This window comes from Streptomyces sp. NPDC058221 (genome assembly GCF_042882365.1).
Classification (GTDB): Bacteria; Actinomycetota; Actinomycetes; order Streptomycetales; family Streptomycetaceae; genus Streptomyces.
On sequence record NZ_JBHVWF010000057.1, the window covers coordinates 19,139 to 46,035 of the forward strand.

Annotated in this window: 24 protein-coding genes and 1 tRNA gene; 6 read left to right on the forward strand and 19 right to left on the reverse strand. The window is 70.4% G+C overall.

What is annotated here, in order from left to right; translation table 11 throughout:
• Window positions 1-168: 168 nt before the first annotated feature.
• Entirely contained in the window at window positions 169-1,089 is a 921-nt protein-coding gene (locus ACFVW8_RS19540; protein WP_389691581.1) for a DsbA family protein, read from the reverse strand.
• The gene (locus ACFVW8_RS19545; protein ID WP_389691583.1) at window positions 1,086-1,520 is read right to left on the reverse strand and encodes an RrF2 family transcriptional regulator; all 435 of its coding nucleotides are present in this window, start codon (window positions 1,518-1,520) and stop codon (window positions 1,086-1,088) included. The genes ACFVW8_RS19540 and ACFVW8_RS19545 overlap by 4 nt, the downstream gene beginning before the upstream one ends.
• A gap of 138 nt (window positions 1,521-1,658) precedes the next feature.
• Here ACFVW8_RS19545 and ACFVW8_RS19550 point away from each other — a divergent pair, with 138 nt between their 5' ends.
• A complete protein-coding gene (locus ACFVW8_RS19550) occupies window positions 1,659-2,180 on the forward strand; it encodes a cupin domain-containing protein (protein ID WP_389691585.1) in 522 nt (173 codons plus the stop codon).
• Window positions 2,181-2,495: 315 nt separating this feature from the next.
• Here the strand turns inward: ACFVW8_RS19550 and ACFVW8_RS19555 are convergent, their stop codons facing one another.
• The 13 genes from ACFVW8_RS19555 to yhfZ all read right to left on the reverse strand — a co-directional run bounded on the left by ACFVW8_RS19555 (window position 2,496) and on the right by yhfZ (window position 15,243).
• Window positions 2,496-3,398 carry an NADP-dependent oxidoreductase gene (locus ACFVW8_RS19555; protein WP_389691587.1) on the reverse strand — a complete coding sequence of 301 codons (903 nt, stop codon included), beginning with the start codon at window positions 3,396-3,398 and terminating at the stop codon, window positions 2,496-2,498.
• A 79-nt stretch (window positions 3,399-3,477) separates the two neighbouring features.
• The gene (locus ACFVW8_RS19560) at window positions 3,478-4,377 is read right to left on the reverse strand and encodes a sigma-70 family RNA polymerase sigma factor (RefSeq protein WP_389691589.1); all 900 of its coding nucleotides are present in this window, start codon (window positions 4,375-4,377) and stop codon (window positions 3,478-3,480) included.
• A gap of 82 nt (window positions 4,378-4,459) precedes the next feature.
• A complete protein-coding gene (locus ACFVW8_RS19565) occupies window positions 4,460-6,757 on the reverse strand; it encodes a hypothetical protein (protein ID WP_389691591.1) in 2,298 nt (765 codons plus the stop codon).
• A gap of 3 nt (window positions 6,758-6,760) precedes the next feature.
• Window positions 6,761-6,833 (reverse strand) — tRNA-Arg (locus ACFVW8_RS19570).
• An 82-nt stretch (window positions 6,834-6,915) separates the two neighbouring features.
• On the reverse strand, window positions 6,916-7,371 hold the full coding sequence (locus ACFVW8_RS19575; RefSeq protein WP_389691593.1) for a VOC family protein: 456 nt from the start codon (window positions 7,369-7,371) through the stop codon (window positions 6,916-6,918).
• Window positions 7,372-7,483: 112 nt separating this feature from the next.
• Window positions 7,484-8,725: a phosphopentomutase gene (locus tag ACFVW8_RS19580; RefSeq protein ID WP_389691595.1), complete on the reverse strand. Its 1,242-nt coding sequence runs from the start codon at window positions 8,723-8,725 to the stop codon at window positions 7,484-7,486.
• A 10-nt stretch (window positions 8,726-8,735) separates the two neighbouring features.
• The gene (locus tag ACFVW8_RS19585; RefSeq protein WP_389691597.1) at window positions 8,736-9,899 is read right to left on the reverse strand and encodes a YhfX family PLP-dependent enzyme; all 1,164 of its coding nucleotides are present in this window, start codon (window positions 9,897-9,899) and stop codon (window positions 8,736-8,738) included.
• Window positions 9,900-9,901: 2 nt separating this feature from the next.
• Entirely contained in the window at window positions 9,902-11,017 is a 1,116-nt protein-coding gene (locus tag ACFVW8_RS19590; protein ID WP_389691599.1) for an aminotransferase class V-fold PLP-dependent enzyme, read from the reverse strand.
• Window position 11,018: 1 nt separating this feature from the next.
• Window positions 11,019-11,975 carry a phosphotriesterase gene (locus ACFVW8_RS19595; protein ID WP_389691601.1) on the reverse strand — a complete coding sequence of 319 codons (957 nt, stop codon included), beginning with the start codon at window positions 11,973-11,975 and terminating at the stop codon, window positions 11,019-11,021.
• Between the two features lie 46 nt (window positions 11,976-12,021).
• Window positions 12,022-13,356: a YhfT family protein gene (locus ACFVW8_RS19600; RefSeq protein ID WP_389691603.1), complete on the reverse strand. Its 1,335-nt coding sequence runs from the start codon at window positions 13,354-13,356 to the stop codon at window positions 12,022-12,024.
• 42 nt (window positions 13,357-13,398) lie between these two features.
• Window positions 13,399-13,755, reverse strand: coding sequence for a DUF2620 domain-containing protein (locus tag ACFVW8_RS19605; protein WP_389691605.1), 357 nt, complete (start codon window positions 13,753-13,755; stop codon window positions 13,399-13,401).
• 67 nt (window positions 13,756-13,822) lie between these two features.
• Window positions 13,823-14,209 (reverse strand): transcriptional antiterminator, encoded by a 387-nt coding sequence (locus ACFVW8_RS19610; RefSeq protein WP_389691607.1) that lies wholly within the window; start codon window positions 14,207-14,209, stop codon window positions 13,823-13,825.
• Window positions 14,210-14,304: 95 nt separating this feature from the next.
• Window positions 14,305-15,243: a GntR family transcriptional regulator YhfZ gene (gene yhfZ / locus ACFVW8_RS19615; protein WP_389691609.1), complete on the reverse strand. Its 939-nt coding sequence runs from the start codon at window positions 15,241-15,243 to the stop codon at window positions 14,305-14,307.
• A gap of 206 nt (window positions 15,244-15,449) precedes the next feature.
• Between yhfZ and ACFVW8_RS19620 the strand changes: the two genes are divergently transcribed.
• The 3 genes from ACFVW8_RS19620 to ACFVW8_RS19630 all read left to right on the forward strand — a co-directional run bounded on the left by ACFVW8_RS19620 (window position 15,450) and on the right by ACFVW8_RS19630 (window position 18,695).
• Window positions 15,450-17,087, forward strand: coding sequence for an MFS transporter (locus tag ACFVW8_RS19620; RefSeq protein WP_389691611.1), 1,638 nt, complete (start codon window positions 15,450-15,452; stop codon window positions 17,085-17,087).
• Window positions 17,088-17,160: 73 nt separating this feature from the next.
• The gene (locus ACFVW8_RS19625) at window positions 17,161-18,096 is read left to right on the forward strand and encodes a metalloregulator ArsR/SmtB family transcription factor (RefSeq protein ID WP_389691613.1); all 936 of its coding nucleotides are present in this window, start codon (window positions 17,161-17,163) and stop codon (window positions 18,094-18,096) included.
• Window positions 18,093-18,695, forward strand: coding sequence for a dihydrofolate reductase family protein (locus ACFVW8_RS19630; RefSeq protein WP_389691615.1), 603 nt, complete (start codon window positions 18,093-18,095; stop codon window positions 18,693-18,695). The genes ACFVW8_RS19625 and ACFVW8_RS19630 overlap by 4 nt, the downstream gene beginning before the upstream one ends.
• A gap of 66 nt (window positions 18,696-18,761) precedes the next feature.
• On the opposite strand, the gene ACFVW8_RS19635 is transcribed toward ACFVW8_RS19630, so the two are convergent.
• Entirely contained in the window at window positions 18,762-19,055 is a 294-nt protein-coding gene (locus ACFVW8_RS19635) for a DUF1905 domain-containing protein (protein WP_389691617.1), read from the reverse strand.
• A gap of 167 nt (window positions 19,056-19,222) precedes the next feature.
• Window positions 19,223-20,185 (reverse strand): NADP-dependent oxidoreductase, encoded by a 963-nt coding sequence (locus tag ACFVW8_RS19640; protein WP_389691619.1) that lies wholly within the window; start codon window positions 20,183-20,185, stop codon window positions 19,223-19,225.
• Between the two features lie 128 nt (window positions 20,186-20,313).
• Here ACFVW8_RS19640 and ACFVW8_RS19645 point away from each other — a divergent pair, with 128 nt between their 5' ends.
• Window positions 20,314-21,300, forward strand: a complete 987-nt coding sequence (locus ACFVW8_RS19645) for a GlxA family transcriptional regulator (protein ID WP_389691621.1) — start codon at window positions 20,314-20,316, stop codon at window positions 21,298-21,300.
• Window positions 21,301-21,348: 48 nt separating this feature from the next.
• On the opposite strand, the gene ACFVW8_RS19650 is transcribed toward ACFVW8_RS19645, so the two are convergent.
• A complete protein-coding gene (locus ACFVW8_RS19650; protein WP_389691623.1) occupies window positions 21,349-22,305 on the reverse strand; it encodes a LysR family transcriptional regulator in 957 nt (318 codons plus the stop codon).
• 232 nt (window positions 22,306-22,537) lie between these two features.
• Here ACFVW8_RS19650 and dnaE point away from each other — a divergent pair, with 232 nt between their 5' ends.
• The gene (gene dnaE, locus ACFVW8_RS19655) at window positions 22,538-26,134 is read left to right on the forward strand and encodes a DNA polymerase III subunit alpha (protein ID WP_389691625.1); all 3,597 of its coding nucleotides are present in this window, start codon (window positions 22,538-22,540) and stop codon (window positions 26,132-26,134) included.
• Window positions 26,135-26,207: 73 nt separating this feature from the next.
• On the opposite strand, the gene ACFVW8_RS19660 is transcribed toward dnaE, so the two are convergent.
• The coding region (locus ACFVW8_RS19660) for an FG-GAP-like repeat-containing protein (protein WP_389691627.1) at window positions 26,208-26,897 on the reverse strand (690 nt) is incomplete at its 5' end.

A 26,897-nucleotide genomic window follows, 5' to 3' on the forward strand; every position in this document is an offset into this window, starting at 1 on the left:
GTGGCCGATCAGCGACAGAGTGCGCTGGAGGTGCGCCGAAGATCCACGTATCGGCACACCACACCGGGGTGCGTCGTGAACATGGTGCACATCCTGCTGGCAGCTGTCGGCGTCTGTCAATGGACACCAATTGGTGTCTCATTCGGTGGAACGGGCTCTGACCGCAGATCAGAGCCCTGCGGCGGGCCGGGAAGTGGTGGCCGGGTGTGCCGCGGCCTCCTGTGGATGCAGCCACAGCGGGCCGTTCCCGGTGTCCAGCCGGACCGCGTGCGACGGCGGTCGGCCGCCCTCTGCGAGCAGCTCGGCCTCCGGTCCGGTCAGGCTCCGGTGTCGCTCCAGCGCCTCGGCCGGGGACAGTGGCCCTGGTTCCCTCAGCAGCCCGGGGCCGAGTGCTTCGACGGCCGCCGCGTATGTCTCGAAGGGGCGCCATCCGGGCACCACCCGGTGCCCGGCGGGGGAGCGGAACAGAAGTGTCGGGAGGGCGTACCGGAATCCGTCGTCGGGTGTCTGCCTGGCCGCGCCGGGATGTGGCGATCCGTCGCGCACGGACAGCACTTCGGGCACCGGGCGGCGCGCCTCCGCCCGGTCGGCCCGCACGTCTTCGAGTACTTCGCCCGACGCGGCATCCGACCTCAGCCGGTCCGGATCCAGGTCCGGCACGCCTCGCGCCGCCGACAGCGCGAGCGCGGTGGTGTCCGCCGGCTCCCCGAGCACGAAGACGGTCTCCCGCAGCCGTCGCAGCACCCGCTCGGCCACGTCGGGGCCCTGGAGTTCCGCGGCCTTGGCGACGAGCGAGGAGGGCCAGGAGCTCGCTGCCACCCGGTTGAGCCGGACCGCGCGGGGAGCCCGGGTATGCGAGCTGATCTCCTCCACGTAGCCGGCGTACCAGGCGGTCTCCGCCGCCGGATCGGGTGGTGGGTCGTCGTCGAGGTCGAAGAGGATCGCGTACGCCCGCCGCCAGCGGACCCGGCCTTCCAGGGCCGCCCGCAGGCGACGGAAGACGGGCTCCGACCCCCAGGCCCACGGGCACATCGGGTCGGTGTACTCCACCACCTCCACCACGGGGGGCGGTTGCGGTGTGCCCGTCACGAGACGCCGACCCCGGACTGCCGCTCGAGTGCGCCCGCAGGCAGCAACGAGGCCAGGGTGAGCCCGCGCAGGACCGCCGTCGCCTCCGCCTCGACCCGCCGCCACACTCCGGGCAGGCCCACAGCGGGACCGGGGTAGTCGAGCGCGGCCAGGGACTCGCCCCGCAGGGTGATCACTTCACCGTCGACGGCGTGCACGATGTCCAGAAGGGCGATCTCCCCGGCCGGCCTGCCGAGCCAGTAGCCGCCCTCGCAGCCGCGCTGGCTGCGCACCAGGCCGGCTCTGCGCAACTCGCCCACTACGGACTTCAGGAACCGGAACGGGATTTCCTGTGAGGAAGCGATGGCCTCACAGGTGAGTGGACGGCCAGGCTCACGGGCGAGCTCCAGGAGGGCCCGCGTGGCGTAGTCCGCCTTCGCGGAGATATGCATGCCCACATCATGCCCGACGGCGGGTCCGCGACAAGGACTTCCCAAGGTTCCGTGCCTACATTGCGGCAACATTGCCGCAGGTGAAGGGCAATGGACACCTCTTGACATCCTTTTGCGTGCCGCCCTAGCGTCCGGGTCATGAGCGAGCCGCTGACGACCCCTGGTGAAGGCTTCCATCCTCACCTCCACGACGCCCCCGGCCATTCGGCCGGGCCACTGCGCAGCCGGGTGCACCACATCCGGGCGGACGCCCTGGACGGTGACACCGCCCAGACCGGCGGCATGCGCAGGTTCGCCGCTGTCAGCGGGAAGACCGTCGGCGCGGAGAGGCTGTGGATGGGGCAGACCCACGTGGCCCCCGCGACCTCCTCCTCGGACCACCACCACGGCGAGTCCGAGACCGCCATCCATGTGGTCGGCGGACACCCCGAGTTCGTCTTCCTGGACGATTCGGGCGACGAGCCGGAGGAGGTACGGCTGCGCACCTCGCCCGGTGACTACATCTTCGTCCCGCCCTATGTGCCGCACCGTGAGGAGAACCCCGACCCCACCGAAGAGGCGGTGGTGGTCATCGCCCGGAGCACCCAGGAGGCGATCGTCGTCAACCTTCCCCGGCTGTACGCCCTCGGGGACCCTCATTTCCCGGACGGTGCCGCCTGACGGCATGCGACCAGCGGTACCGCGGAATCGTGGGAAGCGGGTCTTCGCGGGGCAGACATGGCAGTTGGGCTCGTCGGTCACGATCGTGTCGCTGTCGTCCGCGCAGCGATCATGTGCACCGTTCACTCGTGGCGGTCAATCGACAAGTCGTTATGGCGCTTCGTCGTCATCATCGGCGGCCATGTTCCACGCCTCGGGCAGATCGCTGCCGCATCAGGTGCCGGTGGTGGAAGGTATCCCGGCAGCCGGGATCACCGCAGCCCCCGTCAGTCCGGTGGCGCCGTGAGCGGTCCCCGCCATGTCATCAAGGCGGCGTCAGCCGACCAGCAGCACGAGCTTCCCGCGCGCACGGCCGCGTTCGCTCACCCGGTGTGCCTCGGCGACCTCGGCGAGCGGGAACGTCTGCGCGACCGGGAGCGAGAAGCGACCGGACTCGATCAGCTCGCCGATCTCGCCGAGCGCGTGGACCGCACGACCGGCATCCCCACGGCTGAACCTCACACCGTGCTCCTGGGCGCCGGCGAAATCGGCCACCGTGATGACGTGTGCGGCGCCGCCCGCGAGGCCGATGAGCTCGGGGAGCACTCCGCTCCCCGCCACGTCGAGCGCGAGGTCGACACCGTCGGCCGCGAGCGCGCGAACGCGCTCGGTGAGGCCCTCGCCGTAGGCGACGGGTTCGGCCCCCAGCGAGCGGAGGTACTCGTGGTTCGCCGGACTCGCGGTACCGATCACACGCGCGCCACGCACCACGGCGAGCTGAACCGCGGCGCTGCCCACGCTCCCGGAGGCTCCGTTGACGAGCAGTGTGCCGCCGCTTCCGACACCGAGCTGGTCGAGCGCGCGCGTCGCGGTCTCGATGGCGGCCGGCAGCGCCGCAGCACCGGCGAAGTCGAGCGACGGCGGGACCGGCGCGTAGTGGGACAGCACGACCAGTTCCGCCTGGGCCGCACCCTCGCTGGAGAATCCGAACACGCGGTCGCCGACGGCCACATCCGTGACGCCCTCGCCGAGCTCGTCGACAACGCCCGCCGCTTCGTGCCCCAAGGTCTGCGGGAGCTCCTCGTCCATGAGGCCCTTGCGCTTCTTCCAGTCACTCGCGTTGACCCCGGCCGCGCGCACCGCGACCCGGACCTCCCCGGGACCGGGATGGGGATCGGGGAGGTCCACGATCTCAAGAACCTCGGGCCCCCCGAACCGGCTGTAGCGGGCTGCCTTCATCCTTCGCTCCGGTCTCGATCAGGGCGGCGCGCGGGGTGCGCGTTCGACAGCGCACGCTGCTCGCCGCGAACACCGTACGTCACGAGTCTGGCCCTTCCCCAAGACCCATGGCCGCAAGGCGTTCCGGGTCGCTCACCGACAGGATCCCGACGATCCGGTCATCGGCCACGGTGCACGCCATCACCCCCAGCAGCTTGCCGCTCGCGCTCCACACCACGACCCCGGACGCACCGTCGACGACGGCGGCTCGCGCGGTCACCGAGGCACGAGCGCCGCGCCGGGCCCTGGTGGCCACCTCGGCCGCCCCGGTCCTGACGACCACGCCGCGCGGGGAGTGCGAGCGCCACACCACGTCCGGGTCGAGCATGCGCAGCAGCGCTTCGAAGTCTCCGCCCCGCGCCGCAGCGAGAAAGGCATCGACCACCGCGCGTTGTCGCTGCCGTTCGTGGGCCGGACGAGGCGTGTCGTGCACTTTCCGACGGGCCCGGCTGGCGAGCATCTTGGCCGCGTCCGCGGACCTGCCGATGATCCGGCCGATCTCTTCGAACGGCACCGCGAACATGTCGTGCAGCACGAAGGCCAGCCGCTCGGTGGGACGGAGCGTATCGAGTACCACCAGCAGGGCCAGTCCTACGGATTCGGCGAGCAGAGCGTCATCCTCGGGTGCCCCGTCACCGTCCTCGATGACCACCAGTTCGGGCAGCCGGGCGTCGTACGACGCCTCGGGCCTGGCCTTGCGCGAGCGCAGCACGTCGATGCAGACCCGGCCGACCACGGTCGTCAGCCAGCCGGCGAGGTTGTCGATCGAGGCCGCGTCCTGGCGGGCCAGCCTCAGCCATGCCTCCTGCACCGCGTCCTCGGCGTCCGCCCGCGAGCCGAGCATCCGGTGGGCCACTGCCACGAGGCGGCCGCGCTCCTGCTCGAAGGCACCCGCCAGGGCGTCGTCGGGAGCCGGTTCGTCCGGAGCCGGTCCGGTCATGTCGTCGCCTTCCTCGATCGGGTTCCGTCATGGCTGTGACGAGCCCGGAGGCTCGGAGGTAACCGACGAGCGAACGGCCCGGTCAGGCCTTCGGGTCCGGACGAAGCCAGTGGGCCTCGGTCGTCCAGCCGAGGAAGCGGCGTCCCGCACCGGCGTCCGGTGTGCCGCCGGCCGCGGTCCGGCGCAGTCCGGTCAGCGCCGGGGCGAGCCGGGCCGCGACATGGGCCGGGTAGCGGGCCGCCTCCTCGTCCAGCCGGTCCAGCACCCGGGCCTGTGCCGCGCTGTCGCAGAGCGACAGGTGGAAGACCATCTGGCGCCACGCGTACGCCGCGTCCTTGATCGTGGGCAGCGGACGAGGGTTCCCGTGCACTCGGGCCGTCAGCAGGCACACCGTGGCGAAGCACCGCAGGGCCAGCTCGTCCCAGCCCGGCCCGGAGCCGATGCCGACCCGGCCGACCAGGGTGGCAAGATTGTGTGTGGTGAGGATCTGGGACTGCTCGATGACCTTCCCGTTGGCCGCCACCGACCAGTTGCGGGTGCCGGAGCCTCCGGCCCGCTCGGCACACAGCTTCGCGAACCCCGGCGAGGTGCGTGCCCGTTGCGTACGGTTCAGCGAATCGCTCGCCTCCGTGATCGCGAGATTGCGTACTGCCGCATAGTCGATGCCGTAGTAGCGCTCGTACAGCGTGCCGCCGAGCAGTTCGGCGGCGACCCGCGCCGCGGCAAGGAACTTCGGGGTGAAGGTGCCCATGAAGATGTCCGATGCCAGCTCCTCCACGAGCGGCGCTCCGGCCTCCGCCTGTCGGGAGAGGACGCCGAGTTCGCGCACGAGCGGGTTGGGCAGGATCGTGCCGGGGAACGCCTGCACGGCCAGTTCGCCCAGCTGACGGAGCGCGGCATGGGCGGGCTCGTGTCGCTGGTCGTCGGTGCGGTGCGCTGCCACCGCACGTACCCAGGGCAGTTCCTCGATGCGCACCTGCCGTTCGAGGTTGAGAAGCAGAAGCGAGCGACGGTTGCGGAACGCCCGGTAGCTCGCGGCCATCAGGGTGCGCAGTGCCTCGTCCTGGTACGCCTGCGCGTAGGTGGAGGCGACCAGCTGCGGCACCAGTTCGGCCAGGACCTCGGCCGACGGCACCACACCGCGCTCCACGAGCGTGCTGAGCGGAGCGCTCAGTGCGGCCTCCACGACACGCCGGACAGCCGCCGGAACCACCGTTGCGCCGGGCAGCCCGTTGGCCGCGGCCTCGCGGGCGGAGACGTCCGCGATCAGCGGTGCCACATCGGCCGCGCCGGTCTGCTGCGGAAGTCCGGACAGCCGGCGCAGCACCAGTTGGGCGAGTGCGTGGTGCGAGGGCCGGCCGGCCTGGACGGCCTGCAGGGCGCGCAGCTCGGCGTGGGGCGCGGAACCGGGGCGGCCGCGCCGGCGGACCATGGATTCCACCGCGTGACGCAGCAGTCCGACCCGGCGCGCGTCCAGTGGCCGGCCGGCCACGGTCTCCTCCAGGGCCCCGCGCAGGATGCCCAGGTTCTCCTTCGGCTTACGGTGCTTGGTGCAGCGCGTGTGGGCCGCCGCGAGATCCCGGTAGCGGCGCAGAAGGGCTGCGCCGCGCTCCAGCCAGTCTTCGTCGGGTACGCGGTCCAGGAGCCGGCCGGACGTGGCCGTCTCCAGCCAGTGGGCCAGCAGTTCGTCGCCGAACGGCTGCCAGACGGCGAGGGCCTCGCGCTGGGTCTCCACCGCGGAGTTGGGCCGCCGGGCGGCAAGGGACGCGGCGGCCTCGCCGACCGTGCGCCGGTGCACGTCCCGTACGTCCGGCGCGGGCAGGGCGGACGGCCGCGGCGTGAAGCGAAGCCGCTCGGCCCACGGTTCGAGCACGTCGACGAGTTCCAGCGCACCGGACACGTCCCCGGCGCGCACCAGCCATGCGACGACCAGCAGCGCGGCTTCCTCGGGAACGAGGATCTCGTAACGGCCGCTGTCGAGGAGCCCGTACAGCCGGGTCAGGCCCGGTTCGGTGAGGCAGTACGCGAACAGCGCCCGACGTCCGGCCGGTATCCCCGCCAGGGTCGCGGCCTCGTGCTCGTACTGCTGGAGCGGGCCCTCGGCGCTCGCCGCGGAGGTGGCGAACCCGCCCCGTACGACCTCAGGAGTCACCCAGGCGGGCAGCCCCGCCACGGGGGTGCGCGATCCGACGGTCAGGCGGCCGTCGGCCATTGCGCCGAGCACGGCCCGCCAGCGGTCGAGCCGGCCGGCGGCGCGGGCCCGGGTCTCGGCGTCGCCATGGGTCAGAGAGGTCAGGAAGGCCTGGGCCACCATGGCCCCGGGATAGGCCGCCGACTCACCGGACCGGGCGGGAAGCTGCTGCTCAGCGTCGTGGTTCATAAGCCGGCGTGGCAGGTTCCGCCCCTGCGCCCTCCGGGTCCGGAGCCCGGTGCTCTGGCTACTGAGCTACACGCCGTTGGTGGCGAGATTAGATGGCCCCGCGGAACCCGTACAAGCGGATTACCCGAGATCCCCGTGCAGCCGGGGTCCGCAGCGAGTCAGGCGAACCAGCTGTCGTAGGCGGTGTCCAGGCTGTCCTGGGGCGGATCGGGGAGCAGCTGGTAGAACTTCCACGCGTAGTCGTACGGATCGAGGCATTCGGCGTACCGCTCGCCCCATGGCGCGTCGAGCGGGCCCGCGGTGACCGTGGCTCCGGCCGAGCGGCAGTAGTCAGCGGCCGCGTCGACGTCGTCCACCTCGATACCGATGACAACGCCGAGACCCCGAGGACCGGTTCTGGTCATGCGTTCGTGGTCGCTGTCCGGAAACGGCATGCCGGTCAGGGCATCGACGAGGAGTTGAAGAGCACCACGTCTCAGGACGGCCATGATCGGCCGGCCGCCCGGACTCGATATCGATCCGGCCTGCTCGAACCCGAGCCCCGCATAGAACCTGGCTGCCTCGGTCACGTCCTCGACGCGGAGACCCACCCGGAACGCGGCTTCACCCGTCATGTGCGTCTCCGTTCGGCGAACGATCCCGTACCAGCACGATGTATCGGTGCCACGATGCATCAGTGCGGGGAACCGTGCCAAGTGTCCAGCGACCCCTCGCACGGCACCGGGCTCAGGCCGCGTGCCGGCCCGAGTGGAGCGGGGTACCGCCCGCCAGGTCCTCCGGGTCCAGAGCCAGCGACAGGGCGGCGGTGGCGCCGACGTCCGCCAGGCTGTGCGCGTCCGGGAGGAGCTCCACCCCGTCCGCGCCGGGCCGGTGGATCAGCACCGGCACGTACTCCCGGGTATGGAGTGCGTGGCCGATCGTGGGGTCGTTTCCGTGGTCGCCGGTGACGATCAGCCGGTCGCCGGGTTCCGCGAGCAGCGCCACGAGCCCGGCGAGGCCGGCATCCACCTGTTCCAGCAGATGTCCGTACCGCTCCGTGTCCTGCTGGTGCCCTGCCAGATCCGTTTCCTGCACGTTGGCGACCACGAGGGCGTCGCCCTCGGCGCGCACCGCGTCCAGGGTGTGCGACAGGACGTCGGCGGTGGCGACGGCCGGATGACGTGTTGCCGCCGCGCACTCCAGGATGTCGGCGGCCTTGCCGACGAGGGTGACCGGGATGCCGGCCCGGGCAGCCAGTTCGGGGAGCTGGCGGGTGTGGTCGAGGGGGGCGCCGAGATGCTGCACCTGGAGGCCGCCGTTGCGGTAGAAGCCGGTGGCGGGCGTGTCCAGTCCGGTCGTGCCCCCGTCGCCCGGGCGGACGAAGTCGCGGAGCGGACCGTCCGCGTGGCCGCCGACCGCGATGACCCGCGCCACCGGAGCGACGGCGCGCACGGTGCGGGCGATGGCGAGGATTCCGCCGGGTCCTTCGAAGGAGAGGTCGTCCAGGCGGCCGGAGGCGTTCCAGTTGATTCCGGGATCGGCCTCCAGGTTGTCGTGGACCAGGACCGCCCCGTCGACGACGAGCAGCGGCTTTCCGTCCAGTGGCTCGACCCGGTGGCCGGCGGCGGTGAGCGCGTCGGCCACCTCGCCGAGGTGGTCGGCGAGCCTGGCCACGGTCACCCGGCTGAAGTCGGCGCCCATCATGGTCTGGTGGCCCGCGAAGGTGTCCGCGCCCGGATAGCCGAGCGCGGCCCGGCCCGCGGCCACCGGCAGATGGGTGCGGCGTGCCAGGTCCGGGTGCTCGTGGACAAGACCGAGCCCCAGCGCGCCGAGTACCGGCAGCCGCAACGGCCGTCCGAATGCGGTGCGGCAGTGGTCGAGTACGTGTCCGCAGGTGTCGGCGGCGAGGTCGCCGGGACGCAGGGTGCCCGCGTCGGGCATGGCGCCGACGCCGAATCCGTCGATGACGACGATGACGGTCTTGGCCATGAGGTGCTCCTTACAGGGCTCGGCCGTGGGCGTCGTACAGCCCGTTCAGCCGGGGGCTGCCGGAGGCCAGTCCGGATACGACGGCGACGGTCGAGCGGGTGACGAAGATCTGGGTACGGAAGGCGAGCAGCGCCGTGTCCCCGATGCGGACGTCCGCTGCGCGGGCGGGTGCGTCGAGCAGCCGGTAGTAGTCGATGTTCTCGGCGGGTGCGGCCTGCACGCCCAGTCGGGTGCCGGTGCGCGGCAGGAGAGCGCTGCGGATGTGGGAGCGGGTGTAGAAGCCGCCGCCGAATATCGCCGGCCGGCCGTCGTCGAGGGTGTGTGCGACCTCGCTGACGTACACGTAGGCGGGCTTCTCCGGCTGGGCCGGATCGAGGGCGTGCAACGGGGTCGTCCCGGTGAGCGCGTGGCCGGGCTCGCCGTGGGTGGCTCCCAGTTCGGCGAGCAGCGGGAGGGAAGCCATCGAGGTGGCGCTGGGAGCGCTGAGCTTGAGGTCGCGGTGTCCCCGCGCGGCCAGGAGTTCGCGGGCCCTGAGCGCCAGGCCGAAGTTGGGGGTTGCGGCCGGCATGCCCGTAGCCGGGTCGCACAGGACACAGGGGAATGCGGTGACGCCCGCGATCCGAATGCCGTCCAGTGCCTCGGCCTCCTTGGCGAAGGCGTCCAGCCGGTCGAGCGGGACACCGCCCTCCTGGCCGGGGTAGACGGCTCCGTCGGCACCTTCCAGCCGGATCAATACGTCCTGGACGAAGCCCAGTTCGCGCGCCGCTTCGGAGACGGCACGGGCGTTGGCCAGGTCGAAGACCGTGACGGTCTCGGGACGCCAGGCCAGCATCTCGGGCAGCGCGCGCCGGGGGATCTGCACGAGGTGGCCGAGGTTGCCGGGCTGTGCGCCTGCGGCGTGCAGCGTACGGGCCTCGGCCGGGTCGATGGCGGCCGAGCGGGGGATGTGCCGGGCGATGGCCCGGATCAGTTCGGGGTTGCGGCCGAGCTGTTTGACGACGAACCAGAGGCTGATGCCGAGACGGTCGGCCTCGGCCGCCAGCAGTGCGGCGTTGGCCTCGACGGCGTCCAGGTCCACGACATAGGTGTCGGGCGGGATCTCGCCGTTCCGGTGGAGTGCGGCCGCGGCGTCGACGAGCCCCGGGTTGCGGGTGAGCACGGTGTCGAGAAACACGGTCAGTCGTCCTTCGGGTCGTCCAGGGCGGCGAGCGAGCGGCGCAGGATGTCGATGACGAGATCCGCGCCCGCCCGCATCGGGTTGATGCGCACGGTCCAGTCGGCGAGGTCGGGGGAGTCCTCCAGAGCCGAGCTGGACATCCGGTAGAAGAGCGGGGCGATCTCGTACCGGGAGTTGGAGCCGACGGGATAGGGGGCGGCTCCGAACCGGGCGGCGACGGCGGGCAGCCGCCCGGCGACGGGCCGGTCGAGCCGTACGAGCAGGCAGCGGTCCTGTGCGTTGGCGATGCGCACCTCGGCCACGCCCGCCACCTCACCGGCCGTCAGCCGTTCCGCGACCTCGGCGCCCACGCGTGACTGCACGGACCACATCACGGGAACGTGGGTGAGGGCGCGCAGGGCGTCGAGCGCCTGGTGGCCCTGGACCTGCCCGCCGCCGGAGTAGTTGTCGCGGCGGATGCGCGCGACCAGGTCACGGGCGCCGACGACGAGGCCGACGCCCTCGGGGCCGTGCAGCTTGAAGAGGGAGAAGCAGGAGGCGTCGGCTCCCAGTTCCACACCGGCGGCAGGTGTGCGCATGACCGCGTAGTTGTCGTCGACGATCGTGCGCACCCCGGCCGCCCTGCAGGCGGCGATGACCTCCGCCGGATCGTAGGAGTCGGCGAGCCGTTGACGGGTGTGCTGGATGTACGCCCACCGGTAGCGTCCGGACGCGAGGGCCTCGCTCAGTGCCGGGGCGTCGTTGAAGTCGGCCTCGGTGGTCTCCACGCCGATGCCCCGCAGCGTGACCGCCGTGGTGCGGTAGACCGGGGCCCGGTGAATGAGCAGCGGGTCGCCCGCCCGGACGGCCGCGTTGAGGGCGGCCCGGATCGCACCGGTGCCCGCGCCCTGGACGAAGGCGGCGTCCTCGGCCCCGAAGAACTCCGCGAGTACGGCTTCGACGCGGGCGGTGGTGCGGGGCCGGCCCAGACCGGGGACGACTCCGGCGTCGGACGAGAACAGCTGCTGTCCCTCGAAGTGTGCCGCGGTGGCCTCCAGCAGCCGGAACTGCGTGGCGACGGCGTCGTCCAGACCGACGGTCGCCAGCGGGAAGGTGGCGGGAAGTACGGGGCTCATGTCAGATCTCCTCCACGCTCGCGCCGGTCAGGAAGCGCAGCGGATTGCGGCGGGTCAGCAGATCGATCAGGTCGTCGTCGGCGCCCGCCGCCCGGAGCTCGGGCAGGAAGCTGCGGAAGAGGTGTCCGTAGCCCTGACCGCCCTCGTCCACGAGGTAGCCGTGGCGTGAGATGTCGCAGCTGAGCAGGGCCCGGTCGGCGTGGCCGGCCTCCACCAGGCAGAGCAGCAGCCGCAGCCGGGCCCGGTCGCTCTGGTAGGACGACTTGCCCACGGTGTCGAAGGCGACGTACGCCCCGCTCGCCGCGAGCTCCCGGTGGACACCCGGATCGTCGAGCAGATCCTGGTGGCCGATGCTGACGCGGTGGGCGGGCAGGCCCTCACCGGTGAGCAGTTCCAGCTGGGCGAGCCCGCCCCGGCCCAGCTGCGCGTGGGTGGCGAGGGAGAGCCCGGTGGCACGCGCGGCCCGGGCACCGGCCCGCAGCACCTTGGCCTCGGGAGCGGTCGGGACGTCGCCGTGGCTGCCGATCTCGCCGAGTACGCCGGGCCGGACGCCGGTCGCACCGATGCCGGCCTCGATCTCGCGGACGAGGACCTCGGTGAGCTGCTCCACGTCGGCGGTGTCGATCTCCGGTGTGTGGAACGGCTCGTAGTACCAGCCGGTCGCGGCGACCACCGCGACCTGCGCGTCCCGGGCGATGGCCGCCAGGGTGCGGACATCGCGTCCCATGCCCCGGCAGGTCAGCTCGACGACGAGGGAGAGCCCGAACTCCTCCCGCAGCGCGTTCAGCTCGGCGGCCACGGCCGCCGCGTGGAGCCGCGGATCGAGGACGGCCGCGCCGTCGCCCCGCTGGTCCAGGTCGAGGACGAGGTGCTCGTGGGCGAGGGCGGGGCCGCGTACCGAAGCGGCCGGGAGATCGCCGCTGACGGTGCGCAGAGTGTGCGGGGCGGGGTGGTTCATCGTGGGTTCCTTCTTCGCGTACGGGCCCGGTCCGGTCCGGGGCGGATCAGCCCTTGACCGGGGTGAACAGGTCGAGCCAGTACAGGACGTTGAGCAGGATGCCGCCGACGATCACGGCAGCCGGTGCGGCGGCCATCTTCACGACGGGACGGCCCATTGCCTCGTTCAGCAGGTAGAGCCCGCCCACGACGAGGATGCCGAGCCCGCCTCCCATGGCGTTGGCGGCCATCAGCGAACCGAAGAGGATCGCCAGCTGGAGCGTGTCCCCGATGGCGCTGCGCAGGTGTTCGGACGAGTCACGGACACTGGGCAGCTTGCCGAGGACCCTGCCGATCCAGGAGAGGGCCAGCACCTCGGCGGCGAACACGAGCGCACCGACGACAGCCGCCAGGAACGGGTTCGGCATCAGGTAGCCGATCGGGTACACCAGCGTGAATCCGGCGATGCCGTACGCGCCGGAGGCGAGAGCGGTCGTCGCGATCAGCGGGATGAAGCCGAACACCCGGTAGAAGTCCACCTGGGCGGCCTCGGAGTACTGCCCCTTCGCGATCAGGAAGCTGGTTGCCTCACCGCCGCCGAATATGTGCATCTGGGCCAGCACACAGACTCCGGCCCCGAGCACCATGAACAGCGGCAGGTACCTGCGCAGCCGGGCGGCGCTGGCACTGAACAGCGACGCCATCGGATCGTCCTCCAGGACGACCTCCTCGACGCCTGCCGCCCGGTCGGTCCGGCGCTGCCGGACGTCCTTGGCGACCGCGAGGCCGATGAGCATCAGCACGCCGACGGCCATGGCAAGCGCTCCGGCGAACATGTTCGGCCACAGCTTCATCGTCATGACGACGAGGGCGAGTTCGAGGACGCCCGCGATACCGCCCCACTTGCGGCCGAACTGCTTGGTGATGGCGAGCACCGGGAACAGCGAGAAGAGGAACAGGATCGGTGTCGACATCTGCTGCATCGCGGTCAGGAAGTCGACCGGCAGGTCGTGGGCGACGTTGTTGGCGCCGTTCAGACCGAAGACGACCACCGCGCCCCAGGCGCCGCCGAGGATAGGGGCGAGCCACTTCTTCGGCGCCAGCATCCCGAGGATGTCCGTGGGCAGGAAGACCAGCCACGGGTTGAGGACGCCGGTGGACAGGGCCATCGGGGCACCGAGTCCGAAGATGAAGCCGGCGGAGAGACCGAAGGAGACAGCCGTCGTCGCGCTGCGGGTGGTGCGCCCCTGGATGAAGTCCAGCATGAAGGGGCGCACCCCGTCATTGAAGACGGCCAGGGCCATGTGCGAGATGTAGGCCGTCAGCGCACAGAGGGCTATCACGGTGAGTTGCTGGGCCAGCGTGAAGTCGAGACTGGCGCCGGCTGCGAGTGTGGTGCTCACGAGTCACTCCTTGGTGCCCGGGATGATGAGAACGGGCTGGGATCAGCCGCGGGCGGCGATGGCGCGCGCCATGAGGGGGGCGATGACGTCGATCTGGTCCATCGAGAAGCCGAAGACCTTCTTGCCCTCGGCGAGCAGTTCGGTGACCTTCTCCTCGGTCGGGACGCTCCGCCCGAAGGTGTGGCACGCGGCGCTGCCCATGAGACCGACGAGCACACCGAGCGAGGCACCGGCGCCCGTGTGGCAGGTGCCGAGGTAGTAGTCGGCCTGACCGGCCCGGAGCTTCATCGCCGCGTCCATGTCGCTGGAGGCGACGACGTCGAGCGAGTCGATGCCGAGCTTGCTGATGGCCTCGGTGACCTCGGTCTTGCCTACTCCACCGGTGAGGATCTTCGTCATGGCTGTTCTTCTCTCTGTGTCGGTTCGGTCCACGGGGGCGAGAGGGCAGTGCCCCTGCCGTGATCGGTCAGGACGTCGGGGCGGAGGGGGACTGCTGGGCGAGCACGGCGAGGTGCATGCCGAGAAAGTTGACCTCGGACTCCGGGAGCGCGGCCCCGAGCTCCCGCTCGGCACGGGCCGAGACGGCACGGGCGCGGGTGACGGCGTCGGGATGTCCGGCCAGCTCGGCGGCGACCTGGTCGTCGGTGAGGAACTGCTCGATCGGTTCGCCGTCCAGGAGCCGGCTGAGCGCCATCATCAGATGGCTGGTCAGCATGCCTGCCGTCGCTTCGGTGACCGTGCGTCCCTCGGCCTCCAGAGAGGTCAGCTCGGTGGTGACGAAGTCGGCCACCTCGGGCCTCACCTGTCCGCCTTCGCGAAAGAGCTGGATCCGCAGTGCGAGCTGGTCGTCCATGATGATCCTCCTAAAATCAACAGTAACCAGGATTTTGTATTTTGAGGGTGTGCGACTCCCTGGAGTTGTGAGACCCCGGTCACTGAACCCGCTGGTCAGTACGAGGGGACGCGCTCGCCGCGGAGCACCTCGCTCTGCAGTCGGGTCACCAGTGACAGATCCAGCGAATCCCGGACGGCGGCGAGCGCCTTGGCCCCCTCGGACCTGCCGATCACTGCGGCGGTGGAGTTGCGCAGGGCGAGTTCCCTGGTGACCTCGTCCCCGAGCGGGAGCACGTCGACGCCGATCCCGAGCCGGTCCTGCGCCTCGTCCAGGTTCCAGACCGTCGCGTCGACCTCGTTCCGCGCGAACAAGTCGCCCAGCTGCATGTACGACGCCTCCCGCCACTCGACGTCCTTGCGGCCGGCGAAGACCCGCTCCACGAGCATCCGCAGATCCTCGGAGGCGTGGTCGACCGCCACCCGCAGTCCCGGTGTGTCCAGGTCGACGCCGTGCCGCACCAGCATCCCGTGCGCGCCGACGTACGTGGCGGGGCCGAGGTCGGCCACCAGCTCCACCGGGTGCTCGGCGATCAGCTGATCGGCGGCGAAGCGCGACAGGACGACCAGGTCGACCTTGCCCTCCAGTAGCGCGGCGGTCCGGGCTCCGGCGCCTCGCATGAACGTGATGGCGAACGGTGCGCCGGCCTCCTCGAAGGCGCTGCGCAGCCCGGTCGCCAGGCCCTCGTAACGTCGCGAGTAGGGGAGTGGCATCGCCGCGAGCAGGGTTCCGAGACCGGACAGCCGCCACAGGATGGCTCGGTCCGAGTGGACGAGGAACGTACCGAGATGGCCGCGCGCGGTCGTGGAGATCGCCCCGGACTCCTCCAGCAGGTGGAGGGCGGCCTGGACGGTGCCGTTTCCGCAACCCAGCTCCTGCGCGAAGTCACGGACGCGGGGCAGGCGGGTGTCCGGCTCGTGGTGCAGGAGCAGGACGGCGAGCTGCCGCGCGGCGAGGCCGTTGCGCGTGAGGAAGCGGTTGTCGAAATCGTTCACGAATCAAACAGTAACCAGGATTCTGGATACTGACAAGGGTTGTGAGACGCGACGAGCGAGCGGGGGAGATCGGCCGGTCCTGCGCCCGGGGGCGGGACGCGGGAACTCCCGAGCGGTTGCGGGTGGGTCCGGATGCCGGTCAGGCGTGCCGGGCCCCTCGGGCTGCCCGGAGTGCGCAGGGGTGTGGGGGCGGGGAATATTGGGCCATGGATAATTCGGCTCCGCAGTCAGGGCCCCCGCGCAAGCCGGTAGGGGCCGGCGCGAGCGGGCCGCCGAACCAGGCGCTCGCGCTCGCGGCGATGATGTTCGCCGTGTCGATGACGTTCATCGACCAGACCATCGTGGCGATTGCCGCGCCCGACATCATCCATGAACTGGGCCTCACGTCCTCGCAGATGCAATGGGTCGTGAACGCCTATCTGCTGACCCTCGCCGCGTTCTTCGCCCTCGGCGGCCGCCTGTCCGACATCTACGGCCACCGCCGTGTCATGCTCTGCGGCACGCTCGTCTTCGTCGTCGCCTCGGCGCTCTGCGGCGCTGTGCCGACGGGCTCCTACGCCGAGGCGTGGCTGATCGGGTTCCGGGCGGTTCAGGGTGTCGGCGCGGCCTTCATGTTCCCGGCGGCGCTCGCCGTGGTCATCGCCGTCTTCCCGGTCGAACGGCGCGGGCGGGCGTTGGCGTTGTTCTTCGGCGTCTCGGGCGGGCTCACCGCCATCGGTCCGCTGCTGGGTGGCTGGCTCACCGGCTGGACCTGGCGCGCCATCTTCTGGATCAACGTCCCGATCGCCGTGATCGCGATCGTCCTGGCGCTGCTCGCCCGCATTCCCGAGACCTCGAAGCGGGAGCCGCTGGACGTGCCCGGCACCGTGCTCATGGCGGTCGGGATGGGACTGACCGTCCTGGGGCTGCAGCAGTCCGCGTCCTGGGGCTGGGACACGTGGCGGACATGGGTGTGCATCGTGGCCGGCCTCGCGGTCCTTGCCTACTTCTGCCGCTTCGAGCTGCGGCGGCGGCATCCGCTCGTCAAACTGCAGGTTTTCCGGGACCGGGCCTTCGCCGTCGACATGGCCGTGCTCTTCTTCGCCATGACTGCCTTCGTGCCGGTGCTGTTCTTCGCCTCGGTCTACGCGCAGGTCTCCCTCAGTGCCTCGCCCAACCAGGCGGCGCTCTATCTGCTGTACTTCTTCGTGGGGTTCGCCCTCGCCTCCCAGTGGGGCGGACGCATCCTCGACAAGCGGGGAGCCCGTCCGGCCCTGAAGCTCGGTGCCGCGGTCGGAGCAGTGGGGTTCGCCCTCTGGGCCGGCAAGCTGACGACGCTCTCGATGCACGACCAGTGGCTGTACGCGGCCATTGCCGGAGCGGGCATCGGCTTCATCCTCGCGCCCGCCTCGACCGATGCGGTCAACCGGTCGATCGGCGCCTCGTACGGCGAGGTCACCGGCATCACCCAAACAGTCCGCAACTTCGCTGCCAGTATCGGTCTGGCGGTGTTCGGCACGGTGCTGACGCATGTCACGGTCAACCGCGTCGGGCAGACGCTGCGGGCGGATGGTGTGCCACGCGGACCTGCCCGCGATGCCGCCCACCAGATCGCCGAGGCCGTCACCGGCAACGCGGACGCGCAGCAGCCGACGGGCGGGGGCCGGGTCGCCGAACTCACCCGGGATTCGATGCAGTCGATCCGGATGGACTTCGCCGAGGCGAACCAGTGGGTCTTCTACTGCATGGCCGGTGCCCTCGTGCTCGCCTTCATCTGTTCCCTGTGGCACCCGGGGACGCGCGTAACGAGGGAACCGGGGAGTGCGCAGCCAGAGAAGCCGGCGATGCCCACGCCTCAGCCGTGAGCCGAGGTGGCCGTTCCGGGGTTCCAAGTAGTATTCCTTGACACGAATATTCGCGTCAAGGAATACTGGGGTCATGACCGATGCACTCCTCACCGCGCTGGCCGACCCGGCCCGCTGGCGGCTCGTGCGCCTGCTGGCCGAGCGCCCCCGCCCGGTCGGCGTGCTCGCCCAACTCGCCGAGGCCCGCCAGCCGCAGACGACCAAGCACCTGCAGACCCTGGAGCGTGCCGGCATCGTCACCTGCAGGCGATCCGGGCAGCGCCGCATATACGCGCTGCGGTCCGCCCCGCTGCGGGATCTGGCAGCCGTGCTCGGTCGCATCGCCGACACCGCGGACCACGCCGACGGCCCGCGGGCGACCTATGACCGTTACGGGCGCAGCGTCCACGCGGAGCGGCTTGCCGCAGAGGGACCAGGGTGGGCCGACGGGCGCTCGTTCAGGTTCCGTCGGTCGATGACGGTCCGGCCCGACCTGGTGTGGCGCCATCTGACCGAGGTTCCCCTCCTCGCTCGTTGGTGGGTGCCGGACGACCTCCGGGTCTCCGAGCTCGTCTTCGAGGCGCGACCGGGCGGGCGGATCGTGCAGGAGTACCGCGATGCCGAGGACGCCGACGGGTCGGACACGGTCGCAGGGCGGGCGGAGGGCACTGTCGAGGGCATGAGCCCCGGTGAGCGCCTCGCCTATCGCCTCTCCCCACTCCTTCCCGACGGCGTCCCCGCCTTCACCGCACACGTCGATCTCGATCTCCGTCCCACCGGTACCGGCACGGACCTGTCCGTCCACTACCGGATCAGCGACAGCACCGTCGACTCCGCGGACTTCGTCGCAGGCATCGAGATCGGCTTCGGCCAGAGCCTCGACAAGCTCGCTGCAACGCTTGCCGACGACCTGAACCGCACAGCCGGTGCGCACGACACGAAGGGTGCCGACGGCTCCCACGACACGGCCGGCACCCGTGTCGCCCACGACACCAGTGACCCCGGATCTCATTCGAGGAGTAAGACATGACAGAGCAGGCTGCCGGCCGCAGGGTCGTCACCAATATGAGCCTCTCCCTCGACGGACGCTACGCCGGTCCCGACAGCCCCCTGGATATGGGCTGGGTGATGCCGTACGCCGTCACCGACGTTGCCCGGGACCATCTGACCGGCCTCTGGCAGTCGGCGACGACGGCCCTGCTGGGCCGGGTCAACGCTGAGGGCTTCCTCGGCTTCTGGCCCACCGTCATCGGTATGGAGGGGGTCGATCCGCGCGACGAGGGCTTCGCGAAGTGGCTGGTCGACGTCGACAAGGTGGTCCTGTCCTCCACGCTCGACGAGGCGCCGTGGGAGCGGACGACGATCGTCGACAGGTCGACCGCCGAGGTGGTCACGGACCTCAAGGCGGCCGAGGGGGGCGACATTCTCGTGCTTTCCAGCGCGAGTGTCATCAAGGCCCTCCTGGCGGACGACAAGGTCGACCGGCTCGCGCTCACGGTCTTCCCGGTCTTCCTCGGCGGCGGGCCGGCCCTCTTCGACGACGGACTGCCCGCCGCGCAGTGGTCGCTCGTCAGTCAGGCCGCGGGCGAGCACGGCACGTTGGCCCTCGTCTACGACCGGGTCCGCTGAGCAGGCCGGTGCCGGCGCCCGGGGCGGCGAACGCGTCCGTCGGGTGAGTCCCGTACCACCAGCAGCTCAGCCTTGGAGTCGGACGGTCATCCGCACGGTCACATCGTCGCCTGCCAAGAGTCCCCGCGCTGTGCGCACGGCCTTCTTGAGCGGCAGCAGATAACCGCCGTCCTTGGGGAAGAGCGACGTGGTGAAGACGGTCCCGCCGATGTCCGCCTCGACGGGGACCACCCCCCAGCCGTACGTGGCTGTCGCGGCCACCTCGCGGATGTCGGCGGCCTGTTCTTCGGGCACGGCGACGAAGTGGAACGGCGACGGCCCGCGCCACTCGATCACGAGGCCGGTGAACACCACGTCCATGAGATCGATCCGTTCATCGGGGACGGCCGGAGTCCGGGCAGCGTACGTGCGTTGTCAGTGGTGGCTGCGGCCACTCTCCGATCGCGGGACACCGTCCACGTGGCGGGGGAGATGGTCAGCCACCCTCGGGTCGGGACCTGAGGTGCTCGTGGTCCAGCCAGGCGTCCTCACCGGCTGACCTCCAGCACGAGCTTGCCCCGGGTGCGGTTGCTCTCGCCCAGCCGGTGCGCCTCGGCGGCCTGCTCCAGGGCGAAGGCGCGCTCGACCTCGACGCGGACCGTGCCGGAGTCGACCAGGCCGGCGATGGCCGTCAGCCCTGCGGCGTCCGGTTCGACCAGCAGCGGGCTGGTACGCACACCCGCCTGTGCGGCCGTGGCGGCCAGCTTCTCCGAGACTCCGCTCGGAATGGAGATGACCAGACCGCCCCGCCGGGTGACCGACACCGATCGGACGTCGGTGTCGTCCGCGGCGCCGATCAGGTCGATGACGACATCGACCTCGCCGATGGCCTCCTCGAACCGCCGCCGGGTGTAGTCGACCGTCTCGTCTGCGCCCAGTTCCTTGAGCCACCTGTGCCGCGGCTCACGGGCCGTCGCGACCACCTCGGCGCCCAGGTGCTTGGCGAACTGGACCGCCAAGTGCCCCACGCCACCGGCTGCCGCATGCACCAGCACCCGCTGCCCGGCGGTCACCCGCGCGGTGTCGACCAGGGCCTGCCAGGCGGTGAGCCCCGCGAGCGGCACTGCCGCGGCCTCGATGTGCGAGAGCGAAGCCGGCTTGCGGGCGAACTGGCGGGACGGCGCCGTGACGAATTCCGCGTACGCGCCCGCCGGGCGTGGGAACCACGGCATGGCGTAGACCTCGTCGCCGGGTGAGAGCGAGGTGACACCGAAGCCGACCTCCTCGACGACTCCGGATACGTCCCAGCCGAGGATCAGTGGAAGCTTCTGCAAGCCGGCCATACCGTGGCCCGCGCGGGTCTTCCAGTCCACCGGGTTGACTCCGGCGGCGTGCACACGCACCAGTACCTCGGTCGGCAGCGGCTCGGGGCGCGCGACCCGCCCTGCGGTCAGTACGTCGGGTCCGCCGAACTCCCCGATGGTGACGGCACGCATCGTCTGCTCGCTCATGATCTCCTCGTTCGCATCCGTGACGGGCGTTCTCGCACCGGGGCCACGACCCCGATGCGCTTCAGCCTCGTCGACGTACAAGGGGAACCGTGAATGGCTGGACAGCCATCTGCCGTACCATTCCGGCCATGCCGCATCGCGTCGCTGTTCTCGCCCTGGACGGGGTCATGCCGATGGACCTCGGGATCCCCGCGAGGGTGCTCAACGAAGCCCTCGACCCGGCCGGGGAACGGCTCTACGCCGTGACGACCTGCTCGCTGGGTGGACTGCCGGTCCGTACGAACGAGGGCTTCCGGATCGTTGTCGACGACGACGAGTCACTCCTGGAGAGCGCGGACACGGTGGTGATCGCCACCCAGGAGCCCGGCGAACACCTGCTGACCACCGGCGAACTGCCCGCCCCGGTCGCGGCGGCCTTCGCTCGGATCGGAGCCGGGACCCGCATCGTCAGCCTGTGCACATCGGCATTCCTGCTCGCGGCGGCCGGCCTGCTGGAGGGGCTGCGAGCCACCACGCACTGGGCGCTGTGCGACCGGTTCACCCGGTTGTTCCCCGGCGTCGAGGTCGATCAGGACGTGCTGTTCGTCGACAACGGACGCATCCTGACGGCAGCCGGGGGAGCGGCCGGCATCGACCTGTTCCTCCACCTGGTCCGCAGGGACCATGGCGCGACCGTGGCAGGAGCCGCTGCGCGACGTTGCGTGGTGGCCCCATGGCGGGAGGGTGGACAGGCGCAGTTCATCGAGCACCCGGTGCCGGAGGAATCCGACCGTTCCACGTCGGCCACCCGCCACTGGGCGCTCAGCCGGCTGGCCGAACCGGTCACCCTCCAGGACATGGCCGATCACGCGCACATGAGCGAGCGCACGTTCACCCGGCGGTTCCGCGCCGAGGTGGCCACGAGCCCGCTCCAGTGGCTGCTGCAGAGCAGGCTGGCCGAGGCGCGCCGCCTGCTGGAGTCCAGTGACCTGGCCGTCGCGCGGATCGCCACCGCCTGCGGTTTCGGCGACCCGGTCGCGTTGCGCAAGCACTTCCACACCCACCTCGGCCTGTCCCCGCTGGCCTACCGCCACGCCCACCGCGCTCCCGCCCAGGCAGGGACAGCGGCCCGCTGAAAGATCTCCAGGGCGTTGTCGAGCGAGACAGGCCCGGACAGGCTCCGATCACCCGGCCTCCTGGCCGTTCCCGGGTCGCTGAGCCCACTTCGGCGTCCAGATTCCGCCGTCGGGGCGGCCGGGGTAGGCGGAGCGCAGGTGGGCGCGCAGAGCGTCGAGGCCGGGGTGCGGGTTGTCGGTGCGCCAGAGCAGCGAATGGGGATAGACGGGTGTCGGCCCGCGCAGGGGGATGCGTCTCAGGTCGTGGCCGGCAGGCCAGACGAGAGGGGTCTGTTCGCTGACGAACGTGGCCAGCGTCGAGGAATTCGCGATCGTGTCGAGCAGGGGCTCGATGCCGAAGTCGGGGCCGATCGAGTCGATGGTGAACCCGAACGCGGTGGCGAGCGCGTCGTAGTAGGCGGCCCACTCGGTGCCCGAGACGTTGCCCGGCATCCAGATCCGCCGCCCGGCCAGCTGGGCCGGGGTGACCGAGTCGGCCGCGGCGAACTCGTGGCCCGCCCCCGTGAACAGGTGCAGCGGTTCGTCGAGGACCGGGGTGGCCTCGATGTCGTCGGGGAGCCGGAGGCCGGGCATGGCGACGGCACGGAAGGTCGCGTCGATCGTTCCGGACCGGATGGCGGCAATGGCCGAGTCGGAGTCGAAGAGCGTCACGACATCGAGTTCGACGTCGGGGTGCGAACGGTGGAAGCCGCGCAGCAGACCGGCCAGCGAGAGCTGCCGGCCGATCACATCGACGCGCAGCGGGCGGCTGCTCGGACACACGGAAGCGGCCGCCCGCTCCTCGGCCCGGAGAAGGGCCCGCGCATGGGGCAGGAACGCCTGCCCGTCGATGGTGAGCTGGGCTCCGCGCGCGGTGCGGCTGAACAGCTGAACCCCGAGGTCCCTTTCCAGTACCGCGATGCGCTTGGACACCGCTTGCGGGGTGACCGACAGAGCGATGGCTGCTTCTTGGAACTGTCCCGCGTCCACGGCGGCGACGAAGGTGTTCACGGCGGTGAGGTCCACGCCGGCCATCCTAAGTGATCAACCAATGGTTGATCGATGGAGGCGAAATAGTTGTTTGATTCCGGTACTCAAGGCTCGCTTTGATGTGTCTGGTCAACGTGTGGTGTTGCTGCGGAGTGACAGAGAGGCCGGCCGGCGGCCGGCCGCAGGCAGCGTCCACGTCCATGTCCACGTCACTCCTGCGGTCCTGGCCGGGGTGTGGCGTCCGTTCGTCCCCGGAGATGACTCACCCGTGCCGGATTCCTTCGTACATCTGCACAACCACACCGAGTACTCGATGCTGGACGGTGCGCAGAAGCTGAAGCCCATGTTCGGCGAGGTGGCCCGGCAGCGGATGCCGGCGATCGCCATGAGCGATCACGGCAACATGTTCGGTGCCCATGAGTTCGCTCAGGTCGCGAAGGGCTTCGAGGGCATCACGCCGATCATCGGCATCGAGGCCTATGTGGCGCCGTCCTCCCGGTTCAGCCGGAAGCAGGAGTTCTGGGGGCCCGGAGGCCGCCGCGCGGTGAGCGATGACGGTGAGGGCTCGAAGGACGTCTCGGGCGGCGGCCGCTTCACCCACATGACGATGTGGGCCCGGAACGCACAGGGCGTGCGGAACCTGTTCTGGCTCAGCACCCGGGCCAGCTACGAAGGCCAGTTCCCGGCCGGAAAGCCGCGCATGGACCGCGAGCTGATCGCTGAACGGCCCCAGGGCGTCATCGCCACCACCGGCTGCCCCTCCGGCGAGATCCAGACCCGTCTGCGGCTGAACCAGTACGACGAGGCGAAGGCGGCCGCCGCGGCCTACCAGGAGATCTTCGGCCGGGAGAACTACTTCCTGGAACTGATGGACCACGGCCTGGAGATCGAGCGCACCGTGCGGGGCGGCCTGCTGCGCCTGGCCGAGGAGTTGAGCATCCCCCTTCTGGCCACCAACGACGCGCACTACGTCACCGAGGACCAGGCCGATGCCCACGACAGCCTGCTGTGCATCGGCGTCGGCAGGAACAAGGACGACCCGAGGCGCTTCCGCTTCAACGGCTCCGGCTACTACCTCAAGACCGCCACCGAGATGCGCACTCTCTTCTCGGAACTCCCGGAGGCCTGCGACAACACCCTGCTCATCGCCGAGCGCATCGAGCCCTACGACGAAGTCTTCGACTATGTCGACGAGATGCCGCAGTTCCCGGACGTGCCCGAGGGCGAGTCCCAGGAGTCGTGGCTGCGCAAGGAGGTCCTCAGGGGCCTTGCGCTGCGCTACGGGAATCCCGTGCCCCCGCACGTACTGGAGCGCTTCGAGACCGAGATGACGGTCATCGGCCCCATGGGATTCAGCTCCTACTTCCTCGTCGTCGCGGACATCTGCCGCCACGCCCGGGACAGCGGGATCCCCCTCGGACCGGGCCGTGGGTCGGCCACCGGCTCCCTCGTGGCCTACGCCACGCGCATCACCGAACTGTGCCCCCTGGAGCACGGACTCCTCTTCGAGAGGTTCCTCAACCCCGAGCGCATCAACCCACCCGATGTGGACCTCGACTTCGACGACCGCCACCGCGACCGGATGGTCCGTTACGTCACCGAGAAGTACGGCGACGAGTACACGGCCATGGTGAACACGTTCGGCAGGATCAAGGCCAAGAACGCGACCAAGGACTCCTCCCGGATCCTGGGATACCCCTACTCGCACGGCGAGCGGATCACCAAGGCACTCCCGCCGGACCAGAACGGCAAACCGGCTCCCCTGGCCGCCGTCTTCGACCCCTCTCACGAGCGGTACGGCGAAACCGGCGAGCTCCGGCAGATGTACGAGAACGAGCCCGAGGTGAAGCGGGTCATGGACACCGCGCGCGGCGTCGAGGGCCTCACCCGCGGCACAGGCGTGCACGCCGCCGCGGTGATCCTCTCCAAGACGAGGCTGACCGACCGCATCCCGCTGCACATGCGCGCCTCGGACGGGGTGAAGATCACCGGGTTCGACTACCCGTCCTGCGAGGCGATGGGCCTGATCAAGATGGACTTCCTGGGGCTGCGGAACCTGGGCGTCATCGACCAGGCCATCGAGAACATCCGCGAGAACCGGGGCGTCAGCCTGGCCACCGTGGACCCTATGGACGGCGACCCCTCCACCGTCGTGATCCCGCTCGACGACCCGAAGACGTACCGGCTGCTGGCCGAGGGCAACACCTTCGGGGTCTTCCAGCTGGACGGCGGCGGCATGCGGGTCCTGCTGCGGCAGATGGAACCCACCCGCTTCGAGGACATCGCCGCGGTCAACGCCCTCTACCGCCCCGGCCCCATGGCTGCCAACGCGCACACCAACTACGCGCACCGCAAGACCGGCCGCCAGGAGATCACCCCGATCCACCCCGATCTGCGCGAGGCCCTGGAGCCGATCCTCGGCACCACCTTCCACCTGCTCGTCTACCAGGAGCAGATCATGGCCATCGCCCGGGAACTGGCCGGTTACACCCTGGGCGGCGCCGACCTGTTGCGCCGGGCCATGGGCAAGAAGAAGCCGGAGGTGCTGGCCGCCGAGTGGGACAAGTTCCACGACGGCATGCGGAGCAACGGCTACGGCGAAGAAGCCATCAGGGCCCTGTGGGACGTCATGCTGCCGTTCTCCGGCTACGCGTTCAACAAGTCCCACACGGCCGGTTACGGCCTCGTCTCCTGCTGGACCGCGTACCTGAAAGCCAACTACCCGGCGGAGTACATGGCCGCTCTGCTCACCTCGGTCGGCGACGACAAGGACAAGGCCGCGGTCTACCTCGCCGACGCACGCAAGAACGGCGTCCGCGTCCTCCAGCCCGATGTGAACGAATCCGTCGCGGAGTTCACCGCAGTCGGGGACGACGTACGGTTCGGGCTGCGATCCGTACGCAATGTCGGCGACAACGTCATCGACGCGATCGTCGGCTCCCGCCGCAACAAGGGGAAATTCACCTCCTTCCCCGATTTCCTGGACAAGGCCGAACTGCCGGCCCTCAACAAACGGGCCGTCGAATCCCTGGTCAAAGCCGGAACCTTCGATTCCCTGGGACATTCCCGAAAGGGCTTGGCTGCCGTTCACGAGGCCGCCATCGATGCCGTCATCCCGGTGAAGAAGGCCGCCGGATTCGGTCAGGACGACCTCTTCGCGGAACTGGGCAAAGACAGCGGCGACGGACCGGCCCTCGGCCTGGACCTCTCGATGGACGACACCGAGTGGCCCCGGCGCCAACTCCTGGCAACCGAACGCGAAATGCTGGGCCTGTACGTCTCGGCCCACCCCTTGGACGGAGCCGAGCACATCCTCTCCGGCGCCCGGGACTCCTCCATCGCCGAACTCCTCACCTCCGGCCGCACTTCGGGAGACGTACAGCTCTCCGGTCTGATCACCGGCATCCAGCTCAAGATGACCAAACAGGGCAACGCCTGGGCCATCGTGAATCTGGAGGACCGCGACGCCGGCATCGAGGTCCTCTTCTTCCCGGCCTCCTACCGCCTCGTGCAGCACGCCCTGTCCGAGGACAACGTCATCTCGGTGACCGGGAGGATCGAGGACCGCGACGGCACCGTGAACATCTTCGGCAGAGAGCTGAGGGTGCTGGACATGTCCTCGGCGGAGCACGGCGGCAAGCCACCCGTACGACTTGAACTCCTCGCCCACCAGGTCACCGAACGGTCCGTGAGCGAGCTCAAGCGGATCCTCGCCGACCACCCCGGCGAGAGCCCGGTCCGCCTCAGCGTCCGGGGCACCCGGAAGACCACCGTCTATGCCCTGGAGGCAAGGGTGAACGCCATGACCATCGCCTCCGATGTGAAGGGCACGTTCGGGGCCGACGCATGGGCGGGCACCGCCTGACACGGACGTCGGGCCGGACCGGCCGGGCGGTGATGGGCCGCCAGGCCGGCCACTGAGCGCCGGCGGGGCGCTGTCAGCGCAGGAAGCTGCCGAACTCCGCCTTCGTGACCGGACCCCCGACATCGCCGGGTGCGAAGGCCGTCGCCCCCTTCGTGGTCAGCCCCTTGGCGTCGCCGCTCAGGTTCCAGACCGCTCCGGTCGAGGCGTTCTCCGCGGCCGAGGACACGGCGAGGTCGCGGTGTCCGTCGCCGTTGACGTCGAGGAGCGCGCAGGCTGCCCCGAACTTGTCGTTGTTCTCGGCGACACCGGGCACACCGGCAGTGTCCTGTTGCATCACCTGGCTGCCGTCGCCGGTGACGCCGCTCGCGGTTCCGTGGAGCAGCGCGAACGAGCCGGCATCGGTCAGACCGCCGAAGTCCTCGCCGTCGATGCCGAGGGCGATCTCCGCGCGGCCGTCCCCGGTCACGTCGGCCACCGCGACGCACGAGCCGACATGGTCGTCCTCCTCCTGGGCGCCGTAGAACCCGGGCAGGGACTGGTCGAAGGTCTGCACCCGGCCGGACGAGGGGCCGTCGGCCGAGCCGTACAGGACGGTGACCTTGCTGGTGTCGCTGCTGCTGCCGATCACCAGGTCGCCGTAGCCGTCGCCGTCCACGTCACCGATGCCGGTAGCCCCGGTGTCGTTCTCGGAGCCGATGTTCCCGAGTGTGCCGGACTCCTTGAATCCGCCGGCGCCGCCGAGCAGGACATGGTTGGCCCAGAC

Bases quoted from the DNA above. Each gene is read 5' to 3' on its own strand.
- ACFVW8_RS19580 (WP_389691595.1), bottom strand. From the start codon at position 8,725: ATGGCCAAGACCGTCATCGTCGTCATCGACGGATTCGGCGTCGGCGCC.
- ACFVW8_RS19595 (WP_389691601.1), bottom strand. From the start codon at position 11,975: ATGAACCACCCCGCCCCGCACACTCTGCGCACCGTCAGCGGCGATCTC.
- ACFVW8_RS19545 (WP_389691583.1), bottom strand. From the start codon at position 1,520: ATGCATATCTCCGCGAAGGCGGACTACGCCACGCGGGCCCTCCTGGAG.
- ACFVW8_RS19575 (WP_389691593.1), bottom strand. From the start codon at position 7,371: ATGACGGGTGAAGCCGCGTTCCGGGTGGGTCTCCGCGTCGAGGACGTG.
- ACFVW8_RS19565 (WP_389691591.1), bottom strand. From the start codon at position 6,757: ATGAACCACGACGCTGAGCAGCAGCTTCCCGCCCGGTCCGGTGAGTCG.
- ACFVW8_RS19550 (WP_389691585.1), top strand. From the start codon at position 1,659: ATGAGCGAGCCGCTGACGACCCCTGGTGAAGGCTTCCATCCTCACCTC.
- ACFVW8_RS19610 (WP_389691607.1), bottom strand. From the start codon at position 14,209: ATGGACGACCAGCTCGCACTGCGGATCCAGCTCTTTCGCGAAGGCGGA.
- ACFVW8_RS19620 (WP_389691611.1), top strand. From the start codon at position 15,450: ATGGATAATTCGGCTCCGCAGTCAGGGCCCCCGCGCAAGCCGGTAGGG.
- ACFVW8_RS19590 (WP_389691599.1), bottom strand. From the start codon at position 11,017: ATGAGCCCCGTACTTCCCGCCACCTTCCCGCTGGCGACCGTCGGTCTG.
- ACFVW8_RS19625 (WP_389691613.1), top strand. From the start codon at position 17,161: ATGACCGATGCACTCCTCACCGCGCTGGCCGACCCGGCCCGCTGGCGG.
- ACFVW8_RS19640 (WP_389691619.1), bottom strand. From the start codon at position 20,185: ATGAGCGAGCAGACGATGCGTGCCGTCACCATCGGGGAGTTCGGCGGA.
- ACFVW8_RS19630 (WP_389691615.1), top strand. From the start codon at position 18,093: ATGACAGAGCAGGCTGCCGGCCGCAGGGTCGTCACCAATATGAGCCTC.
- ACFVW8_RS19645 (WP_389691621.1), top strand. From the start codon at position 20,314: ATGCCGCATCGCGTCGCTGTTCTCGCCCTGGACGGGGTCATGCCGATG.
- ACFVW8_RS19560 (WP_389691589.1), bottom strand. From the start codon at position 4,377: ATGACCGGACCGGCTCCGGACGAACCGGCTCCCGACGACGCCCTGGCG.
- ACFVW8_RS19555 (WP_389691587.1), bottom strand. From the start codon at position 3,398: ATGAAGGCAGCCCGCTACAGCCGGTTCGGGGGGCCCGAGGTTCTTGAG.
- ACFVW8_RS19605 (WP_389691605.1), bottom strand. From the start codon at position 13,755: ATGACGAAGATCCTCACCGGTGGAGTAGGCAAGACCGAGGTCACCGAG.
- ACFVW8_RS19635 (WP_389691617.1), bottom strand. From the start codon at position 19,055: ATGGACGTGGTGTTCACCGGCCTCGTGATCGAGTGGCGCGGGCCGTCG.